This is a genomic window from Leifsonia sp. GW821-FHT13C05, assembly GCF_058806515.1.
Window position 1 is genome coordinate 172585 of record NZ_JBXAPT010000007.1, and the last position, 20411, is coordinate 192995.

19 protein-coding genes are annotated in these 20411 nt (G+C 70.3%); 10 read left to right on the forward strand and 9 right to left on the reverse strand.

Annotated elements, in window-relative coordinates; translation table 11 throughout:
- Window positions 1-217: 217 nt before the first annotated feature.
- The 4 genes from AC1ROC_RS17530 to nucS all read right to left on the reverse strand — a co-directional run bounded on the left by AC1ROC_RS17530 (window position 218) and on the right by nucS (window position 2560).
- Entirely contained in the window at window positions 218-628 is a 411-nt protein-coding gene (locus tag AC1ROC_RS17530; RefSeq protein ID WP_493001725.1) for a hypothetical protein, read from the reverse strand.
- Between the two features lie 99 nt (window positions 629-727).
- Window positions 728-1408, reverse strand: coding sequence for an HAD hydrolase-like protein (locus AC1ROC_RS17535; protein ID WP_085367586.1), 681 nt, complete (start codon window positions 1406-1408; stop codon window positions 728-730).
- Between the two features lie 37 nt (window positions 1409-1445).
- Complete coding sequence (locus tag AC1ROC_RS17540; RefSeq protein WP_085367587.1) at window positions 1446-1865, reverse strand: SseB family protein; 420 nt, start codon at window positions 1863-1865, stop codon at window positions 1446-1448.
- Window positions 1865-2560: an endonuclease NucS gene (nucS, locus tag AC1ROC_RS17545; RefSeq protein WP_168688336.1), complete on the reverse strand. Its 696-nt coding sequence runs from the start codon at window positions 2558-2560 to the stop codon at window positions 1865-1867. Before nucS ends, AC1ROC_RS17540 begins: the two co-directional genes overlap by 1 nt.
- 33 nt (window positions 2561-2593) lie before the next feature.
- Here nucS and AC1ROC_RS17550 point away from each other — a divergent pair, with 33 nt between their 5' ends.
- Window positions 2594-3646: a lactonase family protein gene (locus tag AC1ROC_RS17550; protein WP_493001726.1), complete on the forward strand. Its 1053-nt coding sequence runs from the start codon at window positions 2594-2596 to the stop codon at window positions 3644-3646.
- A gap of 22 nt (window positions 3647-3668) precedes the next feature.
- Here AC1ROC_RS17550 and AC1ROC_RS17555 read toward each other — a convergent pair whose 3' ends face one another.
- A complete protein-coding gene (locus AC1ROC_RS17555; protein ID WP_085367590.1) occupies window positions 3669-4925 on the reverse strand; it encodes an MFS transporter in 1257 nt (418 codons plus the stop codon).
- A 78-nt stretch (window positions 4926-5003) separates the two neighbouring features.
- On the opposite strand from AC1ROC_RS17555, the gene AC1ROC_RS17560 reads away from it, so the two are divergent.
- Window positions 5004-6089, forward strand: coding sequence for a LacI family DNA-binding transcriptional regulator (locus tag AC1ROC_RS17560; RefSeq protein ID WP_493001727.1), 1086 nt, complete (start codon window positions 5004-5006; stop codon window positions 6087-6089).
- A gap of 81 nt (window positions 6090-6170) precedes the next feature.
- Window positions 6171-7379 (forward strand): amidohydrolase, encoded by a 1209-nt coding sequence (locus tag AC1ROC_RS17565; RefSeq protein ID WP_493001728.1) that lies wholly within the window; start codon window positions 6171-6173, stop codon window positions 7377-7379.
- Between the two features lie 21 nt (window positions 7380-7400).
- Here the strand turns inward: AC1ROC_RS17565 and AC1ROC_RS17570 are convergent, their stop codons facing one another.
- Together AC1ROC_RS17570 and AC1ROC_RS17575 are read right to left on the reverse strand one after the other, a co-directional pair.
- Window positions 7401-8735: an MATE family efflux transporter gene (locus AC1ROC_RS17570; RefSeq protein WP_493001729.1), complete on the reverse strand. Its 1335-nt coding sequence runs from the start codon at window positions 8733-8735 to the stop codon at window positions 7401-7403.
- Between the two features lie 59 nt (window positions 8736-8794).
- The gene (locus AC1ROC_RS17575) at window positions 8795-9460 is read right to left on the reverse strand and encodes an SDR family oxidoreductase (RefSeq protein ID WP_493001730.1); all 666 of its coding nucleotides are present in this window, start codon (window positions 9458-9460) and stop codon (window positions 8795-8797) included.
- An 88-nt stretch (window positions 9461-9548) separates the two neighbouring features.
- On the opposite strand from AC1ROC_RS17575, the gene AC1ROC_RS17580 reads away from it, so the two are divergent.
- The 7 genes from AC1ROC_RS17580 to AC1ROC_RS17610 all read left to right on the forward strand — a co-directional run bounded on the left by AC1ROC_RS17580 (window position 9549) and on the right by AC1ROC_RS17610 (window position 16753).
- Entirely contained in the window at window positions 9549-10472 is a 924-nt protein-coding gene (locus tag AC1ROC_RS17580) for an ABC transporter ATP-binding protein (RefSeq protein ID WP_085367594.1), read from the forward strand.
- Complete coding sequence (locus AC1ROC_RS17585) at window positions 10469-12181, forward strand: ABC transporter permease (RefSeq protein WP_247597238.1); 1713 nt, start codon at window positions 10469-10471, stop codon at window positions 12179-12181. The genes AC1ROC_RS17580 and AC1ROC_RS17585 overlap by 4 nt, the downstream gene beginning before the upstream one ends.
- A 44-nt stretch (window positions 12182-12225) precedes the next feature.
- A complete protein-coding gene (locus tag AC1ROC_RS17590) occupies window positions 12226-12696 on the forward strand; it encodes a GbsR/MarR family transcriptional regulator (RefSeq protein ID WP_168688342.1) in 471 nt (156 codons plus the stop codon).
- 234 nt (window positions 12697-12930) lie between these two features.
- Window positions 12931-13170, forward strand: coding sequence for a hypothetical protein (locus tag AC1ROC_RS17595; RefSeq protein WP_085367597.1), 240 nt, complete (start codon window positions 12931-12933; stop codon window positions 13168-13170).
- Between the two features lie 129 nt (window positions 13171-13299).
- On the forward strand, window positions 13300-13707 hold the full coding sequence (locus AC1ROC_RS17600) for a hypothetical protein (RefSeq protein ID WP_085367598.1): 408 nt from the start codon (window positions 13300-13302) through the stop codon (window positions 13705-13707).
- A 9-nt stretch (window positions 13708-13716) separates the two neighbouring features.
- Window positions 13717-15687 carry a M13 family metallopeptidase gene (locus AC1ROC_RS17605; protein WP_085367599.1) on the forward strand — a complete coding sequence of 657 codons (1971 nt, stop codon included), beginning with the start codon at window positions 13717-13719 and terminating at the stop codon, window positions 15685-15687.
- A gap of 157 nt (window positions 15688-15844) precedes the next feature.
- Entirely contained in the window at window positions 15845-16753 is a 909-nt protein-coding gene (locus AC1ROC_RS17610) for a serine hydrolase (protein ID WP_434950859.1), read from the forward strand.
- On the opposite strand, the gene AC1ROC_RS17615 is transcribed toward AC1ROC_RS17610, so the two are convergent.
- Together AC1ROC_RS17615 and AC1ROC_RS17620 are read right to left on the reverse strand one after the other, a co-directional pair.
- Complete coding sequence (locus AC1ROC_RS17615) at window positions 16750-17811, reverse strand: NAD-dependent epimerase/dehydratase family protein (protein WP_085367601.1); 1062 nt, start codon at window positions 17809-17811, stop codon at window positions 16750-16752. The two genes, AC1ROC_RS17610 and AC1ROC_RS17615, sit on opposite strands and share 4 nt — an antisense overlap.
- 14 nt (window positions 17812-17825) lie before the next feature.
- Window positions 17826-20396, reverse strand: a complete 2571-nt coding sequence (locus AC1ROC_RS17620; protein WP_085367602.1) for a bifunctional lysylphosphatidylglycerol flippase/synthetase MprF — start codon at window positions 20394-20396, stop codon at window positions 17826-17828.
- Between the last annotated feature and the right edge of the window lie 15 nt (window positions 20397-20411).

The following is a 20411-nucleotide window of genomic DNA, read 5'->3' on the forward strand; positions in this document are numbered from 1 at the left end:
TTCGCGCTCCACTCAAATCTGTCAAGCAAAATTCCACATTTGGACTGGCTTCACTCCTGCTCGTCCGAGAACTGGCAATCGCTGGCCGTAAACGGTTCTGGCAGGGTCACCTCCGGCCGGTGGGGTTGGTAGCCCGCCCCGCAAAAGAAACGAGTCCGGACCTGTTCACGCGACGCGCCGAGCGCGCCCGTGAACAAGTCCGGACTCGATGGTGTCGCTAGTTGGCGGTGACCGCGTAGGTCACCGAGACGCCGGGGGTGCCGACGGCGACGGTGTACTTGTCGTTGGTGAAGACGGCCTTCGAGTCGGTTGCGCCCGACTGGACGGTGTATCCGGCCTTCTCGAGGGCGGACTTCGCGTCGGCGAAGCCTGACGTGTTCTTCGGCTGGACGGTGACCGACCAGCCGTTGGCCTCGTCGCCGCGGGCGACGAGCAGGATCCCGTCGACGAGCGGGACGTCCTTCTTCGGGAAGCTCGCGGGGAGCGTGGCCGAAGCTGCGGCGGTCTCGGAAGCCGAGGGGCTGGATGACGTGTCGTTCCCGCTGCCGCTGGCGCAGCCTGCGAGGGAACCGATGGTGAGGGCCGCCGCGATGACGGCCGGAACGAGCATTTTCTTACGTGACTGCATGTTTGTTTCCTAGTGCTGTATGTGTGTCCGGAATTGCAAACATTCAGCTTACTCGCGAGGGCTGACAGCTGGTCTGCCCACAGCAGAAGGAAACGGGGATCAGCCGAGCAGCAGCGCGCTCAGCTGGTCGCTCGAGTGCACGACCGCGATGGCGCCGGCGGCCTCGGCGGGGGAGCCGTATCCCCACTCCACCAGGATGGTCGGCAGTCCGTTCTCGCCTGCGCCCTCCACGTCGAACGACCGGTCGCCCACCATCACGGTGTGCGCCAGGTCCACGCCCTGCGCGGTCAGGCGGCGCAGCGCCTCGGCGACGACGTCGGCCTTCGCGCTCAGCGTCTCGTCCTCCGATGCGCCGGTGATCACGTCGAAGTACTGTGCGAGGTCGAAGTGCTCCAGGATGCGCTTGGCCTGCAGTTCGGGCTTGCTCGTCGCAACGGCCAGCGGGATGCCCGCGGCCTGCAGCCGGGTGAGCAGCCCCCGGATGCCCGGGAAGACTGCAGAGTCGAACGCGCCGTTCTCGTGGTAGTCGGCACGGTAGACCGTGAGGGCGTCACGCGCCTCCTGCTCGGTCATCCCGGCGAACTCCTGCAGGGATTCGAGGAGGGGAGGGCCGACGTACTCGACGAGCTTGGCGGGGGATGGCACGGGCAGGCCGAGGGTCTCGAAGGTGGTGACGAGCGAGGAGGTGATGCCGGGTGCGGAGTCTGTGAGGGTGCCGTCGAGGTCGAACAGGACGCAGGTCCAGGTGCGCGTGACGGTGGTGGGGGTCGGGTTGGTCATAGCTGTCCTATGGTATGTGAGGTGTTTCAGAAACGTCTCAGTGCTCGCTGAGAGCTGACTCGATGTGGGAGCGGGCGACGACCATCGTCTGCTCGGTGCCCGGGTTGAACTGCACGGCCACGAACTCGGCCGACCGGATGAAGCCCAGCGCCTCGGTCGCCGGCACGATCACGGCCTGCACCTGCGTGCCCGCGCCCTCCTCCGTGGCGCCCACCGCATCCCGCAGAGCTTTCATCGACGTGAACAGCGGCAGCACGGGCTCGCCGTTCGTGGACGTGAGCGTGCGCAGGCGGGTGTCCTGCGGGGTGGAGCCGGTGACGTCGACGACCAGGCCGCCCTTCACCGCGGCGGCGAGCAGCGCATCCAGGTTCTCGAGGGTCGGCTCCGCTGCGATGGCGGCCAGCGCCGTACGGACGGCGACGTTCTCGTAGCTCTGCGGAAAGCGGGGCTGCTTCATCAGAACAGCCTGCTGTCGCTGTCGTCGAGGCCGCGCATGGCGTCGTAGTCGAGCACCAGGCACCGGATGCCGCGGTCCTCCGCGAGGGTGCGCGCCTGCGGTTTGATCTCCTGCGCGGCGAACACGCCCTGCACGGGGGCGAGGTGCGGATCGCGGTTCATCAGTTCCAGGTAGCGGGTGAGCTGCTCGACGCCGTCGATGTCTCCCCGGCGTTTCAGCTCGACGGCGACGGAGCCGCCCGCCGCATCCCTGGCCAGGATGTCGACGGGGCCGATCGCCGTCATGTACTCGCGGCGCACGAGGGTGTGCCCGTCGCCGAGGAGGTGGATCTGCTCGGCCAGCAGCTTCTGCAGGTGGGCTTCGACGCCGTCCTTCTGCAGGCCGGGGTCGACGCCGAGGTCGTGCGCGGAGTCGTGCAGCACCTCGTGGATGGAGACGACGAGCATGTCCGCCGTCTTCGCCTGGGTGACCTTCCAGACCTCGGTGACACCGGCATCCCGTTGCGCGTCGTCCGGCTCGATGACGCTGAGGGTGCAGGGCGGGCTCATCCAGTTGAGCGGCTTGTACGAGCCGCCGTCGGAGTGGACGAGGAGGCTGCCGTCGGATTTGAGCATGAGGAGCCGGTTCGCGAGCGGCAGGTGAGCGCTCAAGCGACCGGCGTAATCGACGGAGCAATGGGCAATGACGAGACGCACCGGATCATCCTACGGCGCTGGCAGGATGGGCACATGACCCGCCAACTCCTCATCGGCACGTATACCGAAATCCTCCCGCACGTCTCCGGGAGCGCCCGTGGCATCCTGCAGGCGGACTTCGACGGGACCACGGTGCGGGATGCGCGGCTCGTCGGCGAGTGCACGAACCCGTCCTGGGTCACGGCGTCCACCGACGGCACGCGCGTGTACGCGGTGCGGGAGACGGAGCCGGATGGCGCGGTCGAGGCCTTCGCGCGCGGAGCGGACGGCGCGCTGACGCTGCTCTCGTCCGCGTCGTCGGGAGGTGCGACGCCCGCCCACCTCGCGCTGCACCCGTCCGGCCGTTACCTGGTGGCCGGGACGTACGGCGGCGGGTCGGTGTCGGTGTTCGCGCTCGCCGCCGACGGGTCGCTCGGCGCCCGCACCGCCTTCGTGCAGCACGAGGGCAACGGACCGAACGCCTCCCGCCAGGAGGGCCCGCACATGCACCAGCTGAGCTTCGACCCGGTGACCGGCGATCTCGTGGTGGTCGACCTCGGGCTGGGCGACGTGCGCTGGTACGCGTTCGGCGACGACGGCACGCTGACCCTCCGCGCGGACGCGACGATCGTTCTCGGCTCGTCCGGGCCGCGGCACCTGGCGTTCGCACCGGATGCGCGGCACGCGTTCGTGGTGAACGAGCTCGACAGCACCGTCGCCGTGCTGCGTCGCGCTGGCGACCGGTTCGAGGTGGCCTCGAGCGCATCCACTCGGGCGGACGGCGCGTCCGGTGCCAACAGCCCGGCAGCCGTGCGCGTGGCGGAGGACGGCCGCACGGTGTTCGTCAGCAACCGCGGAGACGACACGATCGCCGTGCTGGCCTTCGACGAGCAGACGGCAACCCTCGCCCTCGTGGATGTGGTCTCCACCGCAGGCCGCGCCCCGCGCGACCTCGTGGTCGCCCCCGGCGGGTCGCGCATCCTGGTCGCCAACCAGGACAGCAGCGACGTCTCCGTCTTCGCCTACGACCCCGACTCCCGGGCCCTCACGCACCTCGCGACCACGCCCGTCCCCACCCCCGTCTCCCTCTACGTCCTCCCCGCATAGTCGAGCGGGGCGGCGGAGAGGGTCAGGCGGCGGGGTCTGCGGCGGCGGGCGCCGCGGTCGTGGAGGGGCGCACGGCGCCCGCGGCGACGAACGCCGCCACGAGCAGCACCAGCACCAGGTAGAGCGCGTTGAGCAGGCCGAACTCCTTGCCGAGGAAGCCGATCACCGGCGGCCCGACCAGGAACGCGCAGTAGCCGATGATCGCCACGGCGGAGACGCGGGCGGCCGGGTTGGCCGCGCCGTCCGCCGCGGCGGACATCCCGAGCGGGAAGCCGAGCGAGACGCCGAAGCCCCACAGCACCGTGCCGATCACGACCAGCCAGAGCGGCCCGCCGAGGATGAAGATGAGCAGCCCCGCCGCACCGAGGCCCGCGGTGATGCGGATGGCGAGGACGCGGCCGATGCGGTCGACGATCGGTCCGCCGAGCACGCGGCCGAGCGTCATGGCCGCCACGAAGAACCCGAAGACGAGGGCGCCGGTCGAGTTGCTCTGGTCGTGTCCGTCGACCACGGCGAGCGAGATCCAGTCGTTGGCCGATCCTTCGCCGAAGGCCATGCCGAGCATCACCACGCCGATCAGGATGAGCCTCCAGTCGGCCCACACGGCGAGCCCGTCGCGCATCCGCTGACGGAACGGCACGGCGGGCTTCTCCGCCACCTCGTCGCCGAGGTCGGCCTCGCGCGGCACGTAGCGCACGGCGATCACGATGGACACGGCGACCACCACGGCGATGACGGCGAGGTGCCAGGACACGTCGATGCCGAGCGCGGCGGCCGCGGCTCCCACCCCGGCGCCGATGACCGTGCCGAGGCTGAAGCAGGCGTGCATCAGCGGCATCAGCGTCTTGCCGATCTCGCGCTCGACGGCTGTGCCTTCGACGTTCATCATCACGTCGACCATCCCGTTGCCGAAGCCGAGCAGGATCAGCCCGATGGCCACAACGGGCACCGAGTGGGCGACGGAAGCGCCGACGCCGACGAGCACGAGTCCCACCGAGACGATGAACAGGCCGGCCACCATGCCCTTGTGTGGGCCGAAGCGGATCAGGATGGGCGACGACGCGGCGAGGCCGACGATCGCGCCGATGGACATCCCGAGGATGAGCAGCCCGACCGCCGAGGGGTCCTTGCCGAGTTCGAGGCCGTCGCGCACTCCCGGGATGCGGGCGACCCAGCTGGCCAGCGACAGGCCGCTGAGGATGAAGATCACGAACACCGCATTGCGCCAGGCGAGCAGTTCGCGCCGGCTTCTGGTGCTGGTCGGGGTCGTCTGCGACATCGGCTTATCCTGCGGGTGAGAGGGGCGAAATGGTACTCGAATCGTTTCGATCGAAACGATTCGACTAAGCTACCACACGTGAACGACACGAGCACGACCCCCGAAGCAGGAGCGGCCGGCAGCGTCCGTCCGACGCTCGCCGCCGTCGCCAGGCTGGCCGGCGTCTCCAACTCGACGGCCTCCCTCGCCTTCAGCGGCACCGGCCCGGTCTCCGACGCCACCAGAGAGCGCGTCCTCTCCGCCGCCAAAGAGCTCAACTACGCGGGCCCCGACCCGCGCGCCCGCTCCCTGCGGCGGGGCCGCTCCGGCATCGTCGGCGTGGTGATGGAGGAGCGTGTCGGCGACGCCTTCCGCGACCCGATCAAGATCGCGCTCCTCGACGGCATCTCCGACGAGATCGCCGCCATCGACGCCGGACTCCTCATCCTCACCGACGCCGGCGAGGCCGCCCAGCGCATCGAGGACGCCCCGATGGATGCGGTGGTGCTCATCGGCTGCAGCCCCCGGCTCGACGAGTCGGTCGCGATGCTCCGCCAGCGCGGCATCCCGCTGGTCGCGATCGAGGGCGACCCGGCCGACGACGTCCTCACCATCGCCCAGGACAACCGGGAGGCCACCCGCGTGGCCGCACAGCACCTCGCCGACCTCGGCCACACCGACGTCTCCGTCGTCACCCTCTCGCTCACCCGCGACCGCGCCCGCGGCCCGCTCACCGACGAGCGTCTCGCCGCCGGAAGCTCGAACACCACCCTGGAGCGCCTGTCCGGCGTCCGCGACGTGTTCCCGGATGCGGGCGGCTACGTCACCCGCGGCTCCTTCGTGGAGGAGGGCCGCATCGCCGGGCACGCACTGCTCGACGATCCGGACGACCGTCCGACCGCGATCATCGCCCAGAGCGACCTGCTCGCCGCCGGGGTGATCCGCGCGGCGGAGGAGGTCGGGCTGGCCGTGCCCGCCGACCTCAGCGTGGTCGGCTTCGACGGCGTCCGCGTCGACGGGCTCTGGCCGTACGACCTGACCACCCTCGTCCAGCCGGCCATCGACAAGGGCAGGGCGGCGGGGGCGGCGATCGTGGAGATGCTGGAGGGCGGCGTCGCCCACCCCGCCACGTTCACGAGCGTCTTCCACCTGGGCAACACCACGGCGGCTCCGCGCGCGCACTGATGGGCGCGCATCCCGAACCGGGCGCACCCATCGCGCGTCGAACCTCCTGCGCACCCGCCCTCCCCGCCTAGGCTGAGCCTCATGGATCTCGAAGCCCTGTACCGCGACCTGCACAGCCACCCTGAGCTCTCCTTCGCCGAGCACCGCACCGCCGGTGTCGTCGCCGACGCGCTCACCGACCTGGGGGTCGAGGTCGTCACCGGCATCGGCGTCACCGGCGTGGCCGGGGTGTTCCGCAACGGCGACGGCCCCACCGTGCTGCTGCGCGCCGACATGGATGCGCTGCCCGTGCTGGAGGACACCGGCCTCGAGTGGGCGTCCACCCAGACCGGCGTCGACCACACCGGCGCGACCGTCCCCGTCATGCACGCGTGCGGCCACGACATCCACATCACCTGCCTCCTCGGAGCCGTCGAGCGCCTGGTCGCCGACCGCGCGGACTGGTCGGGAACGCTCGTCGCCGTCTTCCAGCCGGCCGAGGAGCACGGCGGCGGCGCGCAGGTGATGGTCGAGGACGGCCTCTACGACAAGGTCCCGACGCCCGACATCGTGCTCGGTCAGCACGTCACCCCTCTTCCCGCCGGGATGCTCGGAGCCCACTCCGGCCCGGCGATGGCTGCGGTCGACACCATGCAGGTCGTCCTGCACGGCCGCGGCGGCCACGGCTCGCGCCCGGAGACCACCATCGACCCGGTCGTCATGGCCGCGGCGACCGTGATGCGTTTGCAGACGGTGGTGTCGCGCGAGGTCGCCGCCCAGGACACCTCGGTGGTCACGGTCGGCTCGCTGCACGCCGGCACGGCGAACAACATCATCGCCGCCGAGGCCGCCCTCGGCATCAGCATCCGCAGCTTCAGCGAGGAGGTGCGCGGCCGCGTGCTCTCGTCGGTGGAGCGCATCATCAGGGCGGAGGCCACCGCATCCGGTGCCGACGTGCCGCCTGACATCGAGTACGGGGAGCGCTACCCGGTCACCGTGAACGACCCGGAGGCGACCGCGCGCACCAACGGCGCGTTCGCGGCGGAGTTCGGCGAGGACCGCATCTTCGACCCCGGTGCGATCTCCGGCAGCGAGGACGTCGGCAACCTCGCGACCGCGGTCGGCGTCCCGCTGGTGTACTGGATGCTCGGCGGCGGCGACCCCCAGAAGGTCGCGGCGGCGATGGCGGCGGGCACGGCGGAGACGGACATCCCGTCCAACCACTCCCCGCACTTCGCGCCGCTCGCCCAGCCGACCATCGACACCGGCGTGCGCGCCCTGGTCGTGGCCGCGCGGGAGTGGTTGGCGTAGCAGCGGACGGAGCGGCCTCCGCTACACCACTGCTCCGGCGCGCATCCATCGGGTGGTGCGCGCCCTGAGTCCGAGCGTCACGGCGCGCGCGCCGATGTACCCGAACGCGAACGCCGCCGTGAGCCACGCCAGCCCGGCGGCGTCGTGGCTTCCCCAGACGACCACCGCCACCGCGAGCGGCACGAACACCGCCACGTTCGCCAGCCCGGTGAGCGCCAGGTAGCGCGCGTCGCCTGCGCCGATCAGCACGCCGTCGAGCACGAACACGTAGCCGCCGAGCGGTGCGCCGATGCCCACGATGGCGAGCGCCGGCGGCAGCAGCGCGGCGACCGTGGCGTCCCCGGTGAACAGTCCCGCTGCGACCGGGCTGGTGAGCAGCACCACGGCGCCGAGCACCACGCCTGCCCCGATTCCCCACTGGATGCACCGCCGCAGCACCGCACGCACCCCGTCGAGGTCACCGGCGCCGAGTCCTTTGCCGACCAGGGCCTGCGCGGCGATGGCGAGCGCATCCAGGGCGAACGCCAGGGTCGCGAACACGGTCATCGCCACCTGGAACGCCGCGAGCTCGTCCGGCCCGAGCCTGGTGGCCGCGAACACCGCGAGCAGCATCGCCGCGCGCAGGCTGGCCGTGCGCAGCAGCAGCCAGCTGCCGGAGCGGGCGGTGCTCGTGAGTCCGGTGTGATGGGGGAGCAGCGGCGCCCCGACCCTCCGGGCGTTGACGGCGACGATCACCAGGTACACGGCCGCCATCGCCCACTGCGCCGCGACCGTGCCCACCGCGGACCCCGCGATGCCGAGCCCGGCCACGTAGATGAAGAGGTAGTTGAGCACGATGTTCACCGCGAACCCGGCCACCGCGACCACGAGCGGGGTCTTCGTGTCCTGCAGCCCGCGCAGCAGACCGGTCGCCGCGAACACCAGCAGCATCGCCGGCAGCCCGAGCATCGAGATCTCCAGGTAGCGGGTGGCCGCCTCCGACACCGCAGTGGATGCGCCGAACAGGCCGACCAGCGCCGGTGACGCGAACCAGCCGCCCACCGCGAGCACGATGCCGAGCCCGAGCGCCAGCCAGCATCCGTCGACCCCGGATGCGACGGCCCCGCGCAGGTCACCGGCCCCGAGCCGCCGGGCGACGGCGGGGGTGGTGCTGTACGCGAGGAACACCATCAGCCCGACGATCGTCTGCAGGATCGCGCTCGCGATCCCGAGCCCGGCGAGCGGCGCCACCCCGAGGTGACCCACCATCGCGGAGTCGGCCAGCAGGAAGACGGGCTCGGCGACGAGCGCGCCGAGCGCGGGCACGGCGAGGCGGAGGATGTCCCGGTCGACCGGGCGGAGGGAGGATGACGTCACGACGCCCCAACGCTACCGAACCGCACCGGCTGCCACCCCGCCACCGTTCCGTCTCCCGCTCAGAACCGGGCGGAGAACCCGCCGTCAGTGTGCAGGAGCTGCCCGGAGACCCACCGTCCTTCGTCGGAGACGAGGAAGGACACGACGGCGGCGATGTCGGCCGGTGCGCCCAGGCGGCCGAGTGGATGCGCGGGGGCGAGGGCCGCCCGGACCTCGTCGTTCATCCACCCTGTGTCGATCGGCCCCGGGTTGACGGCGTTGGCGGAGATGCCGAGCGGGCCGAGCTCGCGCGCCGCCGAGATGACGATGCGGTCGAGCGCCCCTTTGGATGCGCCGTACGGCAGGTTGCCCGTGGTGTGGTCGCTGGTCAGCGCGACGATGGCGCCGCCGCCCGGGCCGACCTGGCGCGCGAACGCCGCGATCAGCAGGAGGCTCGCCCTGGTGTTGATCGCCACGTGCCTGTCGAAGCTCTCGGCCGTGGTGTCGAGGATGCCGGACTCGACGTCGTGGGCGTGGCTCAGGATGAGCGCCCCGATCGGACCGCGCTCCGCCGTGACGGCGGCGATCAGTTCCCCCGGTCCCGTGGCGGTCGACAGGTCGCACGGGTAGTCGACGTCGGCGAGATCGCTGGTGACGACCTCCCAGCCGTCGCTGCGCAGCCGCGGCACGATCCCGGCAGCGATGCTGTCGGCCCGCGCCGCTCCTGTGATGAGAGCGAGGGGCACGCACCGACCATATGGCACAGGCGCCTCCCCGTAAAGATTCCGTTAGGAATATTCAGAAATTACTGAAACAAGCGTAAAGTCATCGCTCATGGACACAGTCATTGAGGCCGTCGGCCTCGAAAAGCGGTTCGGTCGGGTGCGCGCACTCGACGGTCTCGACCTCTCCGTCTCCGCGGGCGAGGTGCATGGTTTCCTCGGGCCGAACGGCGCGGGGAAGTCCACCACGATCCGCATCCTGCTCGGTCTGGCCAAGGCCAGCGGCGGTCGCGCCACCCTGTTCGGCCGGGAGCCGTGGAAGGACGCCGTCGACCTGCACCGGCGCATCGCATACGTCCCTGGCGACGTGAGCCTCTGGCCCAACCTGTCCGGAGGAGAGTCCATCGACCTGCTCGCCCGGCTGCGCGGAGGCACCGCGGACAAGGCCGTGTACGCCGAGCGTAAGAAGCGCCTGATCGACGTCTTCCAGCTCGACCCCACCAAGAAGGGCCGCGCGTACTCCAAGGGCAACCGGCAGAAGGTCGCGCTCGTCGCGGCGTTCGCCACCCCGGCAGACCTCTACATCCTGGACGAGCCGACCAGTGGCCTCGACCCGCTGATGGAGGCCACCTTCAACAGCGAGATCGCGCGGGTGGCCGGCGACGGCGCCACGGTGCTGCTGTCGAGCCACATCCTCTCCGAGGTGGAGCAGCTCTGCGACAGGGTCAGCATCATCCGGGCGGGCAGGACCGTGGAGTCCGGCACGCTCTCCGAACTGCGGCACCTGACCCGCACCGAGGTCTCCTTCGTGGCGGACGGGATCACGGATGCGCAACTCGCGCGCATCCCGAACGCCCACGACCTGCACACCTCCGATGGGCGGGTGCGCTTCACCGCGGACTCCGACAAGCTCTCCGGCGTACTCTCCGCGCTCGCCGAGCTGGACACCCAGGGCCTCACCGTCGCCCCTCCGTCGCTGGAGGAGCTGTTCCTGCGCCACTACGGCGACGAGCTCGCGGGGGCGAACGAACGATGACCACCGCAACGCAGTCCACGAGTCGTCCAGCCGGGCCGGCGACGCACCGAGACTCGGCCGCCCGCCGCGACCAGAGCACGGGTCGCACGCTCGCCGTGCTGCTGCGGCAGCGCATCCGGCGCGACCGCTGGCAGCTGGTCATCTGGATTCTCGGCATCGCGCTCCTTGCGCTGTTCTCCGCCGCGAGCATCAGCAACACGTACGGGGATGCGAAAAGCCGCGCGGAGCTGATGCAGCTCGCCATCGCCAACCCGGCCGTCCTGATGCTGCGCGGGCTCCCGCAGGGCACGGGGCTCGCCGCCGTGACGTTCTTCGAGATCTTCACGTTCCTCGCGCTGCTGGCCGGCCTGATGTCGACCTTCCTCGCCGTGCGGCACTCGCGCGCGGAGGAGGAATCGGGCAGAGCGGAGCTGATCGCGTCGACTCCTGCTGCGCGCATCCTGCCGACGGTCGCCACGCTCATCCACGGCGTGCTCGCGAACGTGCTGCTCGCCGTCGCGACCGGTCTCGGATTCATCGCGGCCGGGCTGCCGGCCTCCGGGTCGTTCGCCGCCGGAGCAGCGGTCGGCGGCGCAGGGATCGCGTTCCTCGCGGTCGGCCTGCTGCTCGCGCAGCTGATGATGACCTCGCGCGGCGCCAACGGCTTCGCCTCCGCGGTGGTCGTGCTCGCGTACCTGCTGCGCGGCATCGGCGACGCCTCCGGCACGATCACCGGGGACGGCAGCCATCTGGTGAGCGCCTGGCCCACCTGGCTCAGCCCGATCGGCTGGGGGGAGCAGTTCGACCCGTACGGTGCGAACGACTGGCGTCCGCTGCTGCTGCAACTCGGTCTCGCGGTGGTGCTCATGGCGGTGGTGTTCGCGCTGCAGTCGGTGCGCGACAGCGGTGCCGGCCTCATCCCGGAGCGGGCGGGGCGACGGGATGCGCGGGCGACGCTCGCCGGACCGCTGGGCCTCGCCTGGCGCCTGCAGTGGCCGACCATCCTCGGCTGGACCGTCGGCGGTCTGTTCACCGGGCTGCTCGCCGGTGCGCTGGGCAGCGTGGTCAGCACGTCGATCGCCAACGACCCGAGCCTCGGCAACATCCGCAAGGCCGTCGGCCAGATCGGCGCGGGAGGCTCGGGGCCGATGACCCAGATCTTCATCTCGGCGATCTTCTCCATCGTCGGAGTGCTCGCAGCGGCCTGCGCCACCCAGGCGGTCATCCGGCTGCGGCAGGAGGAGGCGGGAGGAGCGGCGGAGGTGCTGATGTCGACGCCGCTGTCTCGGGTGCGCTGGCTCCTGCAGTTCCTGCTGGTGGGGGTGATCGCGATCGTGCTGGTGCTGCTCGCCGCGGCCATCGCATCCGGACTCGCTGCCGTCTCCGCGGGGGAGGATGCCTCGACCGTCAACAGCTCGTTCGCCGCAGCGGCCGCCCAGCTGCCGGTCGCGCTCGTCTACCTGGGTGTGCTCGCGCTGGTGTTCGTGGTGCTGCCCTCCTGGACCATCCCGCTCGGCTGGACGCTGCTCGGCCTCGGAGCGTTCATCGGCATCTTCGGCGGCCTGATCGGCCTGCCGACCTGGGTGCACGACCTGTCGCCGTTCGCCCACTCGCCCGTGGTGGTCGGCACCCCGGACTGGACGGGCGGCTACTGGATGCTCGGAATCGCGGTGGTCGCGACGGCCGGCGCCGCCGTGCTCATCCGTCGTCGGGATTTCGCGATCGGGTGATGCGGCGCGGGTGGTGCGGCGCACGGAAATGAAAGGATAGGCGGGTGGCGAGAGACGAGCGGGCCCTCAACGATGTGCTCGAGCACGCCGCCTCGGTGCTCACAGCCGCCGGATTCCCGAAGATGCCCGCGCGCGTCCTGATGGCTCTCACCGTCACCGAGCAGCAGGGGATGACCGCCTCCGAACTCGCCGAACGCCTGTCCGCGAGCCCGGCAGGCATCTCCGGGGCGGTCAGGTATCTGCAGACCATCGGCATCATCCGACGTGTCTCCCAGACCGGCAGCCGCCGCGACCGCTACGAGCTGCCGAGCGACTGGTACGCGTCGATGGTGCGGCAGTCGCCGGTCTATGCGGTGCTCGCCGGCCAGGCCGACGCCGGCATCGCCGCCGTCGACGATCCTGACTCCCTGGCCACCGAGCGCCTCCGCGACATGGCGGGCTTCTACCGCTTCCTGGAGGGCCGCCTGCCCGAGCTCATCGACGAGTGGGAACAGGTCCGCGCGTCCCGTTCCTGAGTGCCTCCCCGCACGGTTTCCCACCGGATCGGCTACACTGGATGCGGAACACACCGTTTCGGTCGGCTTGACGCTCCTCTCATCGTCGCCCCGAAGACGCGCCGTTCCCACCGCGGACCACCTGTCCGCCACCGCCCCATCGCGAGGCAGCTCATCCCGAGCGCCGGTCGCGGACGTCACGCGTCGACGCGTGACGGAGGCGGATCACCCACACGCTTTGAAAGAAGTACAGCTATGTCAACGACAACCACTCTCGGAATCCGTTTCGATTCCCACGACCCCATCGCCGAAGCCTGGACTCCGTCCGAGCTCGACTCCCTGCCCGCCGGCAGCCGCATCCTCGCCCCGTACCCGGAGCAGGACGGCCGCGGCGACATCCTCGTCCGCCACAACGACGGCCTCTGGCACCGCGACCTGTTCGCGCCCATCCCGTCCAGCGCGCTGACCGCCTTCCCCATCCGCGTCCTCGGCTGAGCCGCGCGCCGCGAGACGCCAATAGCTGCGCCGCCGCGCGGCGTGTCGGCAACAGATACTGGCATCTCGCCGGGGGCCACGCGCGTCGCGGGGCGGCGCGGCGTGGCCGGGTGGGATGCTGGCTGGACCATGCGTTTCACCACACCCGTGCAGAAGACCGTCGTCGTGGTCGTGTTGCTCGCGATCAACGCGGTGCTGGCGCTCGCCCTCAACGCGCTGCGCTGGGAGCCCGGCTCCATCGCCGTGTCGATCCTGCAGCTCATCGGGTGGTATCTCGTCAGCCGCGTCTTCCGCGGGCCGGGCGAGCCGGTGGCCGCCGCGCGCCCGTGGTGGCGCATGACGGCGCGCCCGCTGCTCAGCGGTGTGCTCGGCGCAGGCTACCTGCTGGTCGCCCTCGTGAACCTCGTGCTGTCGGTGGTCGGCTTCGGCAGCGCATCCGGCACCGTGTCCGTGCTGGTCGAGCTCGTGCTCGCCGCGCTGTTCCTCACCACGTTCGTCCGGCTCAGGGCTCTCGGCACCGCGCCGCGAACCCCGTAGGCTGGCGGAATGACCCTGACTTCCGGCATCGAAACCTCTGAACTCGATCCCGCCGTCCGGCCGCAGGACGACCTGTTCCGGCACGTGAACGGCAAATGGATCTCCCGCACCGAGATCCCAGCGGACAAGGCGCGCTGGGGCTCCTTCATGATCCTGGCGGAGGAGGCCGAATCGGCCGTCCGCGAGATCATCGAAGCGGCCCAGGATGCGCAGGAGGGCACGGAGGAGCGCAAATTCGGCGACCTCTTCGCCAGCTTCATGGACGAGGATCGCATCGAAGCCCTCGGCACGAAGCCGATCGAGAGCCAGCTGGCGCTCGCGAGCGACGTGGACAGCATCCCGAGCCTGCTGGAGACCATCGGCAAACTGGAGCGTCACGGCCTCGCCGGCTTCTACCAGCTGTTCGTCGACAACGATCCGGGCAACCCGGAGCGCTACCTCGTGTTCGTCGAGCAGTCCGGCATCTCGCTGCCGGACGAGTCGTACTTCCGTGAAGACACCTTCGCGCCGATCAGGGAGGCGTTCGTCTCTCACATCCAGCGCATGTTCGAGCTCGCCGGGTTCCAGGATGCGCCGGAGCGTGCGCAGCGCGTGTTCGACCTGGAGAAGGAGATCGCCGCGCAGCACTGGGACAACGTGAAGTCGCGCGACTCGGAGAAGACGTACAACCTGTACGACTGGGCGGACGCCGCCTCCCTCTTCGCCGGCGACGCCGCGGACGGCGCCGACCTCAGCATCTGGGAGAAGGCGCTGGGTGCACCGGAGGGCGCCCTCGCGGAGGTCGTGCTGCGGCAGCCGTCGTTCACCGCGGGCCTCGCCGGGCTCCTCACCGAGGAGCGCCTCGAGTCGTGGAAGGACTGGCTGGCCTGGCAGATCATCCACGGAGCCGCCCCGTACCTGTCCGGCGATTTCGTCGAGGCGAACTTCGACTTCTACGGCCGCACCCTCACCGGCACCCCGCAGATGCGTGCGCGCTGGAAGCGCGGCGTCTCGCTCGTCGAGGGCGCGATGGGGGAGGCCGTCGGCCGCATCTACGTCGACAAGCACTTCCCGCCCACCGCCAAGCAGGCGATGGATGCGCTGGTCGCCAACCTCATCGAGGCGTACCGCCAGAGCATCCGGACCCTCGAGTGGATGGGCGAGGAGACCCGCGACCGCGCGCTCGACAAGCTGGAGAAGTTCACGCCGAAGATCGGGTACCCGGTGAAGTGGCGCGACTACTCGGCGCTCACGGTCGACCCGACCGACCTGGTCGCCAACGTGCGCGCTGCGAGCCTGTTCGAGTTCAACCGCGAGCTGGGCAAGATCGGCAAGCCGCTGGACCGCGACGAGTGGTTCATGACGCCGCAGACCATCAACGCCTACTACAACCCCGGTTTCAACGAGATCGTGTTCCCGGCGGCCATCCTGCAGTTCCCGTTCTTCGACGAGACGCGGGATGCTGCGGCCAACTACGGCGCGATCGGCGCGGTCATCGGGCACGAGATCGGCCACGGCTTCGACGACCAGGGCTCCAAGTTCGACGGAGACGGCCGCCTGCAGGACTGGTGGACGGCGGCGGACCGCGCGGCCTTCGAGGAACGCACCAGCAGCCTGATCGAGCAGTACAACGCGCTCGCTCCCGCGCAGGTGCCGGACCACCACGTGAACGGCGCCCTCACCATCGGCGAGAACATCGGCGACCTGGGCGGTCTCGGCATCGCCTGGAAGGCCTACCTGCTGTCGCTGAACGGCGAGGAGCCTCCCGTGGTTGACGGCCTGACCGGCGCTGAGCGGTTCTTCCTCAGCTGGGCGCAGGCCTGGCAGCAGAAGGGCCGCGACGAGGAGGTCATCCGTCTGCTGGCGATCGACCCGCACTCGCCGAACGAGTTCCGCTGCAACCAGATCGTCCGCAACATCGACGACTTCTACGAGGCGTTCGGCGTGTCGGAGGGCGACGCCCTGTGGCTCGCGCCGGAGGAGCGCGTCACCATCTGGTAGCCCGTCTCGATACCCCGCGAAGAGGGTGAGCGCCGCCCCCTCTTCGCGGGGTAACATCGAGCGTGTTGTGCCGGGGGAACCCGCCCGGGCGCACGTACGCGGATCCGGGGGGACCGCACCCGAAAGACCAGACTCGGACGAAGGACCACCCATCCCCGTGACGATCCAGACCCAGGATTCCGAACGCCGCAGCAGGCATGCATCGCCTCGGCGCGGCCGGCATCGGGGGGCGGTGGCGCCGGAGGATTTCAGCCGAGGATTCTCGTCCCTGGGTCAGCTGGCGCTCAGCGGCGTGCAGGTGTCCGCGCGCGCGACCGACCTGACCACCGGCGCTGTGCTGTTCTCCGTCGACGACCACGTCGTCATGCCGACCGCGAGCATCGGCAAGGTGCTGCTGCTGGTCGAGGTGGCGGCCCGCCTGCAGTCCGGCGAGCTGAGCCCGCTCGCCCTGCTCGACCGTTCCCCGCAGGATGCTGTGGGCAACTCGGGCATCTGGCAGCACCTCGCGGCGCCCGCGCTTCCGGTGGCCGACCTGGCCGCGCTCGTCGGCGCCACCAGCGACAACCTGGCCACGAACGTCCTGCTGCGCCGTGTCGGCCTGGAGGCCGTGAGCGCCCGCACCGAGGCGCTTGGCCTCACCCGCACGGCCTTGCTCGACCTGGTCCGCGACCACCGGGGCCCGGACGACGCTCCTCAGCTCTCCGTCGGCAGCGCGAACGAGCTCACCTGGCTGTTCTCCTCCCTCGCCCGCGGCGAGATCGTCGACGCCCCCACCAGCCAGCGCGTCATCTCCTGGCTGTCGCTGAACAGCGACTTCTCGCTGGTGTCGAGCGCGTTCGGCCTCGACCCGCACGCCCACCGCACCTCCGAGCACGGCATCCTGCTCGTCAACAAGACCGGAGTGGACCACGGCGTCCGCAGCGAGGTCGGCGTGCTCCGCGGGCCCCGCGCCGGCGTCACGTACGCGGTGTCGATGTACTTCGACGACGCGAGCCTCGCCTCCCGCCTCTCGGTCATCGACGGGATGCGCACCGTCGGCGCCGACCTGCTGGAGTACGTCTTCTAGCGTCCGCCGAGGAACGCATCCTCCGCCGCGTAGTCGAACCACCCGTCGGCCGCTGCCCGGTCCGCGAGCGCGGGGAACACCGCCTCCCAGCTCTCGTCGCGGCGCTCCGCGGCGTGGGCCTCGCGCACGGCCCAGTCGATCGCCGCGCGCACCGACTCCGCATAGGTCACCGGAGCGCGGTAGCCCAGCTCGACCGTCGCCAGTGCCATGCTCAGGACCAGTGGATGCGCGACCGTCCACGGCGTCGAGCCCAGCCCGTCCACCGGCGGTCCGGGGAAGGTGACGATCTCGACCTCCCTGTCGAGAGCGGCGAACACGGTCTGCGCGATCTCCGCGACGCTCAGGTTGTCGTCGTCGACCGCGTTCAGGATGCGGTGACCCGGCTGCTCGGCGCACAGCGCGACGAGCTCGGCGATGTTCACGGTCGACGACGTGCTGAACCGGTTGGCCCCGTCGTCGGACAGCACCACGCGAGTGCGGCGGTCGAGCGCGCGCTTGATGAAGAACCACTCGCGCAGCGCCGGGCTGAACGGGCCGTGGATGGCTCCCGGCCGTAGGATGCTCACCGGCAGGTCGTCCGCGGCGAGCAGCCGCCGCTCCATCGCCGCCTTGAGCGGCGAGTACGTGCGCTTCCGGTTGTCGACGGTCGCGTCGTCCTCGCGTAGCGGGATCGGGTAGTCGGGGAAATCCTCCGGCCCCGTGACGATGTCCAGGTAGCCGCCGTTCCTGCCGGTGTACACCGAACCGGTCGAGATGACGACGAGCGAGCCGATGTCGCCGGCCAGCCGCACGAGCTGGTCGGCGTGCCGCGGTTCGTACGCCACCGTGTCGAGCACCAGGTCGTGGCCGCGCGCCTTGGCGAGCAGCGCATCCGTGTCGTCGCGGTCGAGGCGGATGGTGGTGACGTCGAGGTCGGCGAGGGCTGCGTCGCCCGGATGGCTGCCGCGATGGGCGACGAGGACGGACCAGCCGTCGGCGGCGAGACGCCGGGCGGCGGCAGCGCCGATCTGCCCTGTGCCTCCGATGATCATGGCGGTGCGGGTGGTGTCGGCCTGCATGGCACCAACCTACGTCACTTCATCAGCGTCCTGGCGAGCGCCAGGTATTCGCGGGCGTGCGCATCCGGGAGGTACGCCTTGCCGATCGCGCTCCCGATCGCCGGCAGAGCCACCGGGTCCGGATACGCCATGTAGATCGTCTCGTAGGTCGGGTTGAACTTGCTCTTGAACTTGAACAGCGACGCGAACCCGTATGCCGGTTCGAGTGTGCGGCCGAGGAAGCCGAGCAGCCGGTCCATCGTGGTCGGGTCCGCCGGAGCCTCTCCGTCGACGACGGGCTTGGTCGCGAGGGGAGCACCGGACAGGCTCAGCACCTCGATGCCCTCTCCCTGCATCCTGAGCGCCGCCGACGCGATGATGAACTCCATGATGCCCGGGATGGATGCGTCCCCGCGCCGCATGAAGTCGATCGTGTACCCGACCACCCGGCCGTCCCGGTAGCTGGGCAGCCAGCTGGTGATGGCCTGCAGCCCGCCGTCCGGATCGAGCGCGAGGTAGAGCGCGACGTCCGGGTCTTTCAGCTCCTCGAGCGCTCCGAGGGTGAAGCCCATCTCCGGGAGTTCCTTCTCGGAGACCCACTGCTCGCTCATCGCAGTGATCTGGGTGGCGAGGATGGGCGGAAGCTCATCCCACGTGGTCCACAGGGTGGTGATGTTCTCTTTGATACCGCGGTTGTGCGCCTGCCGCACCTTCTGCCACGGCTTGCCGGCCATATCGAAGGTCTGCGGGTGCATCAGCGTCTCCTCGCCGACCGACATGTACTGCCAGCCCAGCGCGTCGAACACCGGCAGGTACTCGCCGTGCACGCTGTAGAACACCGGCACCCAGCTGTTGGCGTCGCAGAACGAGACGAACTCGGCGATGGTGCGCTCTGCGCGCTCCGGGGCGCAGACGGGGTCGGAGAGGGTGATCGCGATACCGTTGATGACCCGGTACGCGACGGCCGCCTCCCTGTCCTCGCTGAACCAGTAGACGTTGCCCGGCCAGGTGCCCATGAAGCCGAGCGTTCCTCCGCCTCCGCGCTTGAGCAGCTCGCGGAAGCGCACCTCGTCTCCGACCGTGCGCCCGGTCGCCGTCGCCCGGTACAGCTGCAGCGTCGCGAGCACGAACACCGCCCAGAACACCGGCCCCACCCACTGGTACAGGATGCTGACGAACGCCGAGGTCGGAACGATCACGGTGCCGGTGATCGACTCGAACCCGGCGGGGACGAACCGGCGCAGCGCCGACGCGAACACTTCCCCGATGGTCGCGTCCGGAACGAACTCGGTGAGCGACGCCAGGCCGGCGATCAGGTACGAGATCGCGAGGATCACGAACGCGCTGACGATGATGATCGCGAACCGCACGATGGCGGCTCGCGGCGCCCGGATCTGGAACTGTCGGCGGGTGACGATCAGCAGGATGATCGACGCGACAGGCACGATGAAGGCCGCGGCCACCCAGAACAGCAGCTCGATGGCCGGTGCGAGATCTTCGATGTCGTTGGCGTCGATGCTGAGGTTTCCGGCGGGCAGGGCGGTGAACGGCAGAACGATCATGGCCGCGTTGACCACGAAGCCGAGGATCAGCGCGAACCGCCGTCCGCGCCGCAGCCCGATGGCGGTGACGATCAGCAGCACCAGGGGCAGCAGGCTGAGCAGGAGAGGGCCGATCCCGTCGACCGAGACGAGCGCGAGGTCGAGGCGGCAGTTGGCCGTGAAATCCTTGTCGCACTGGGCGAGGACGGTCTGCGCATCCACCTGCTTGTGCTCGAACAGGGCGCTCACGAACGAGAGCGGCCCGAACCCGCCGGGCGGCAGCAGCGCCACCAGAGGGCCGATGGCGGTGATCGCGACGAGGGCGGCGATCAGGTTGCGCGTCTCAGCGTGGGAGCTGCGCCGGATGCGCTTGACCGTGCCCGGCCGCAGCAGCGTTCCGAGGCCCAGGCCGAGCAGGGCAGCGATCAGGCGGAAGACGTTGTTCTGGTCGCCGTTGTAGAGCACGAACATCAGCACGACCGCGAACGTCAGCAACCGGATGCGTCTCCGCCACAGTGCCGAGGCGAACGCGCTCGCCGTGATGAGCGCACCGATGATGCCGACGGTCGGGTCGAGCGTGAAGTCGAACTCGGTGGTCGTCGCCCAGATCTCGCCGAACGAGGCGGCCGACCACTGCAGCAGCACGCCGAGTGTGATCCCGACCACGCCGGTGGCGAGGAAGGCGATGCTCGCCCTCAGCGTCCCGATGAGTCGCTCGGCCGTCGCCAGGAGGGTGAGCGCGAGCACGACGACGATCACCAGCTGCGCCGGATCCTCCGGCACGAACAGCGCCGTCAGCGGCGTCCACCAGTATCCGGAGTCGATGGTCGGGCCGACGCCTGCCGCCCACAGCATCGTCTGGTCTCCGCCGGTGGCCGGACTCCACATCGTGCCGGTGACGATCGAGGTGACGATGACGATCAGGGTGAGCGCGATGCTCGCCGGGGCCACCCCGGCGTAGCGGATGACCGCCTGCCAGAACGGCGCGGGCGGTCTGCGGCCCTTCCTGCTGCGCGCATCCGGCGCATCCGGGGCTGCCGTGGTCTGTGTGTCGGTGGTGCTCATGGTCTCCTCCGTCAC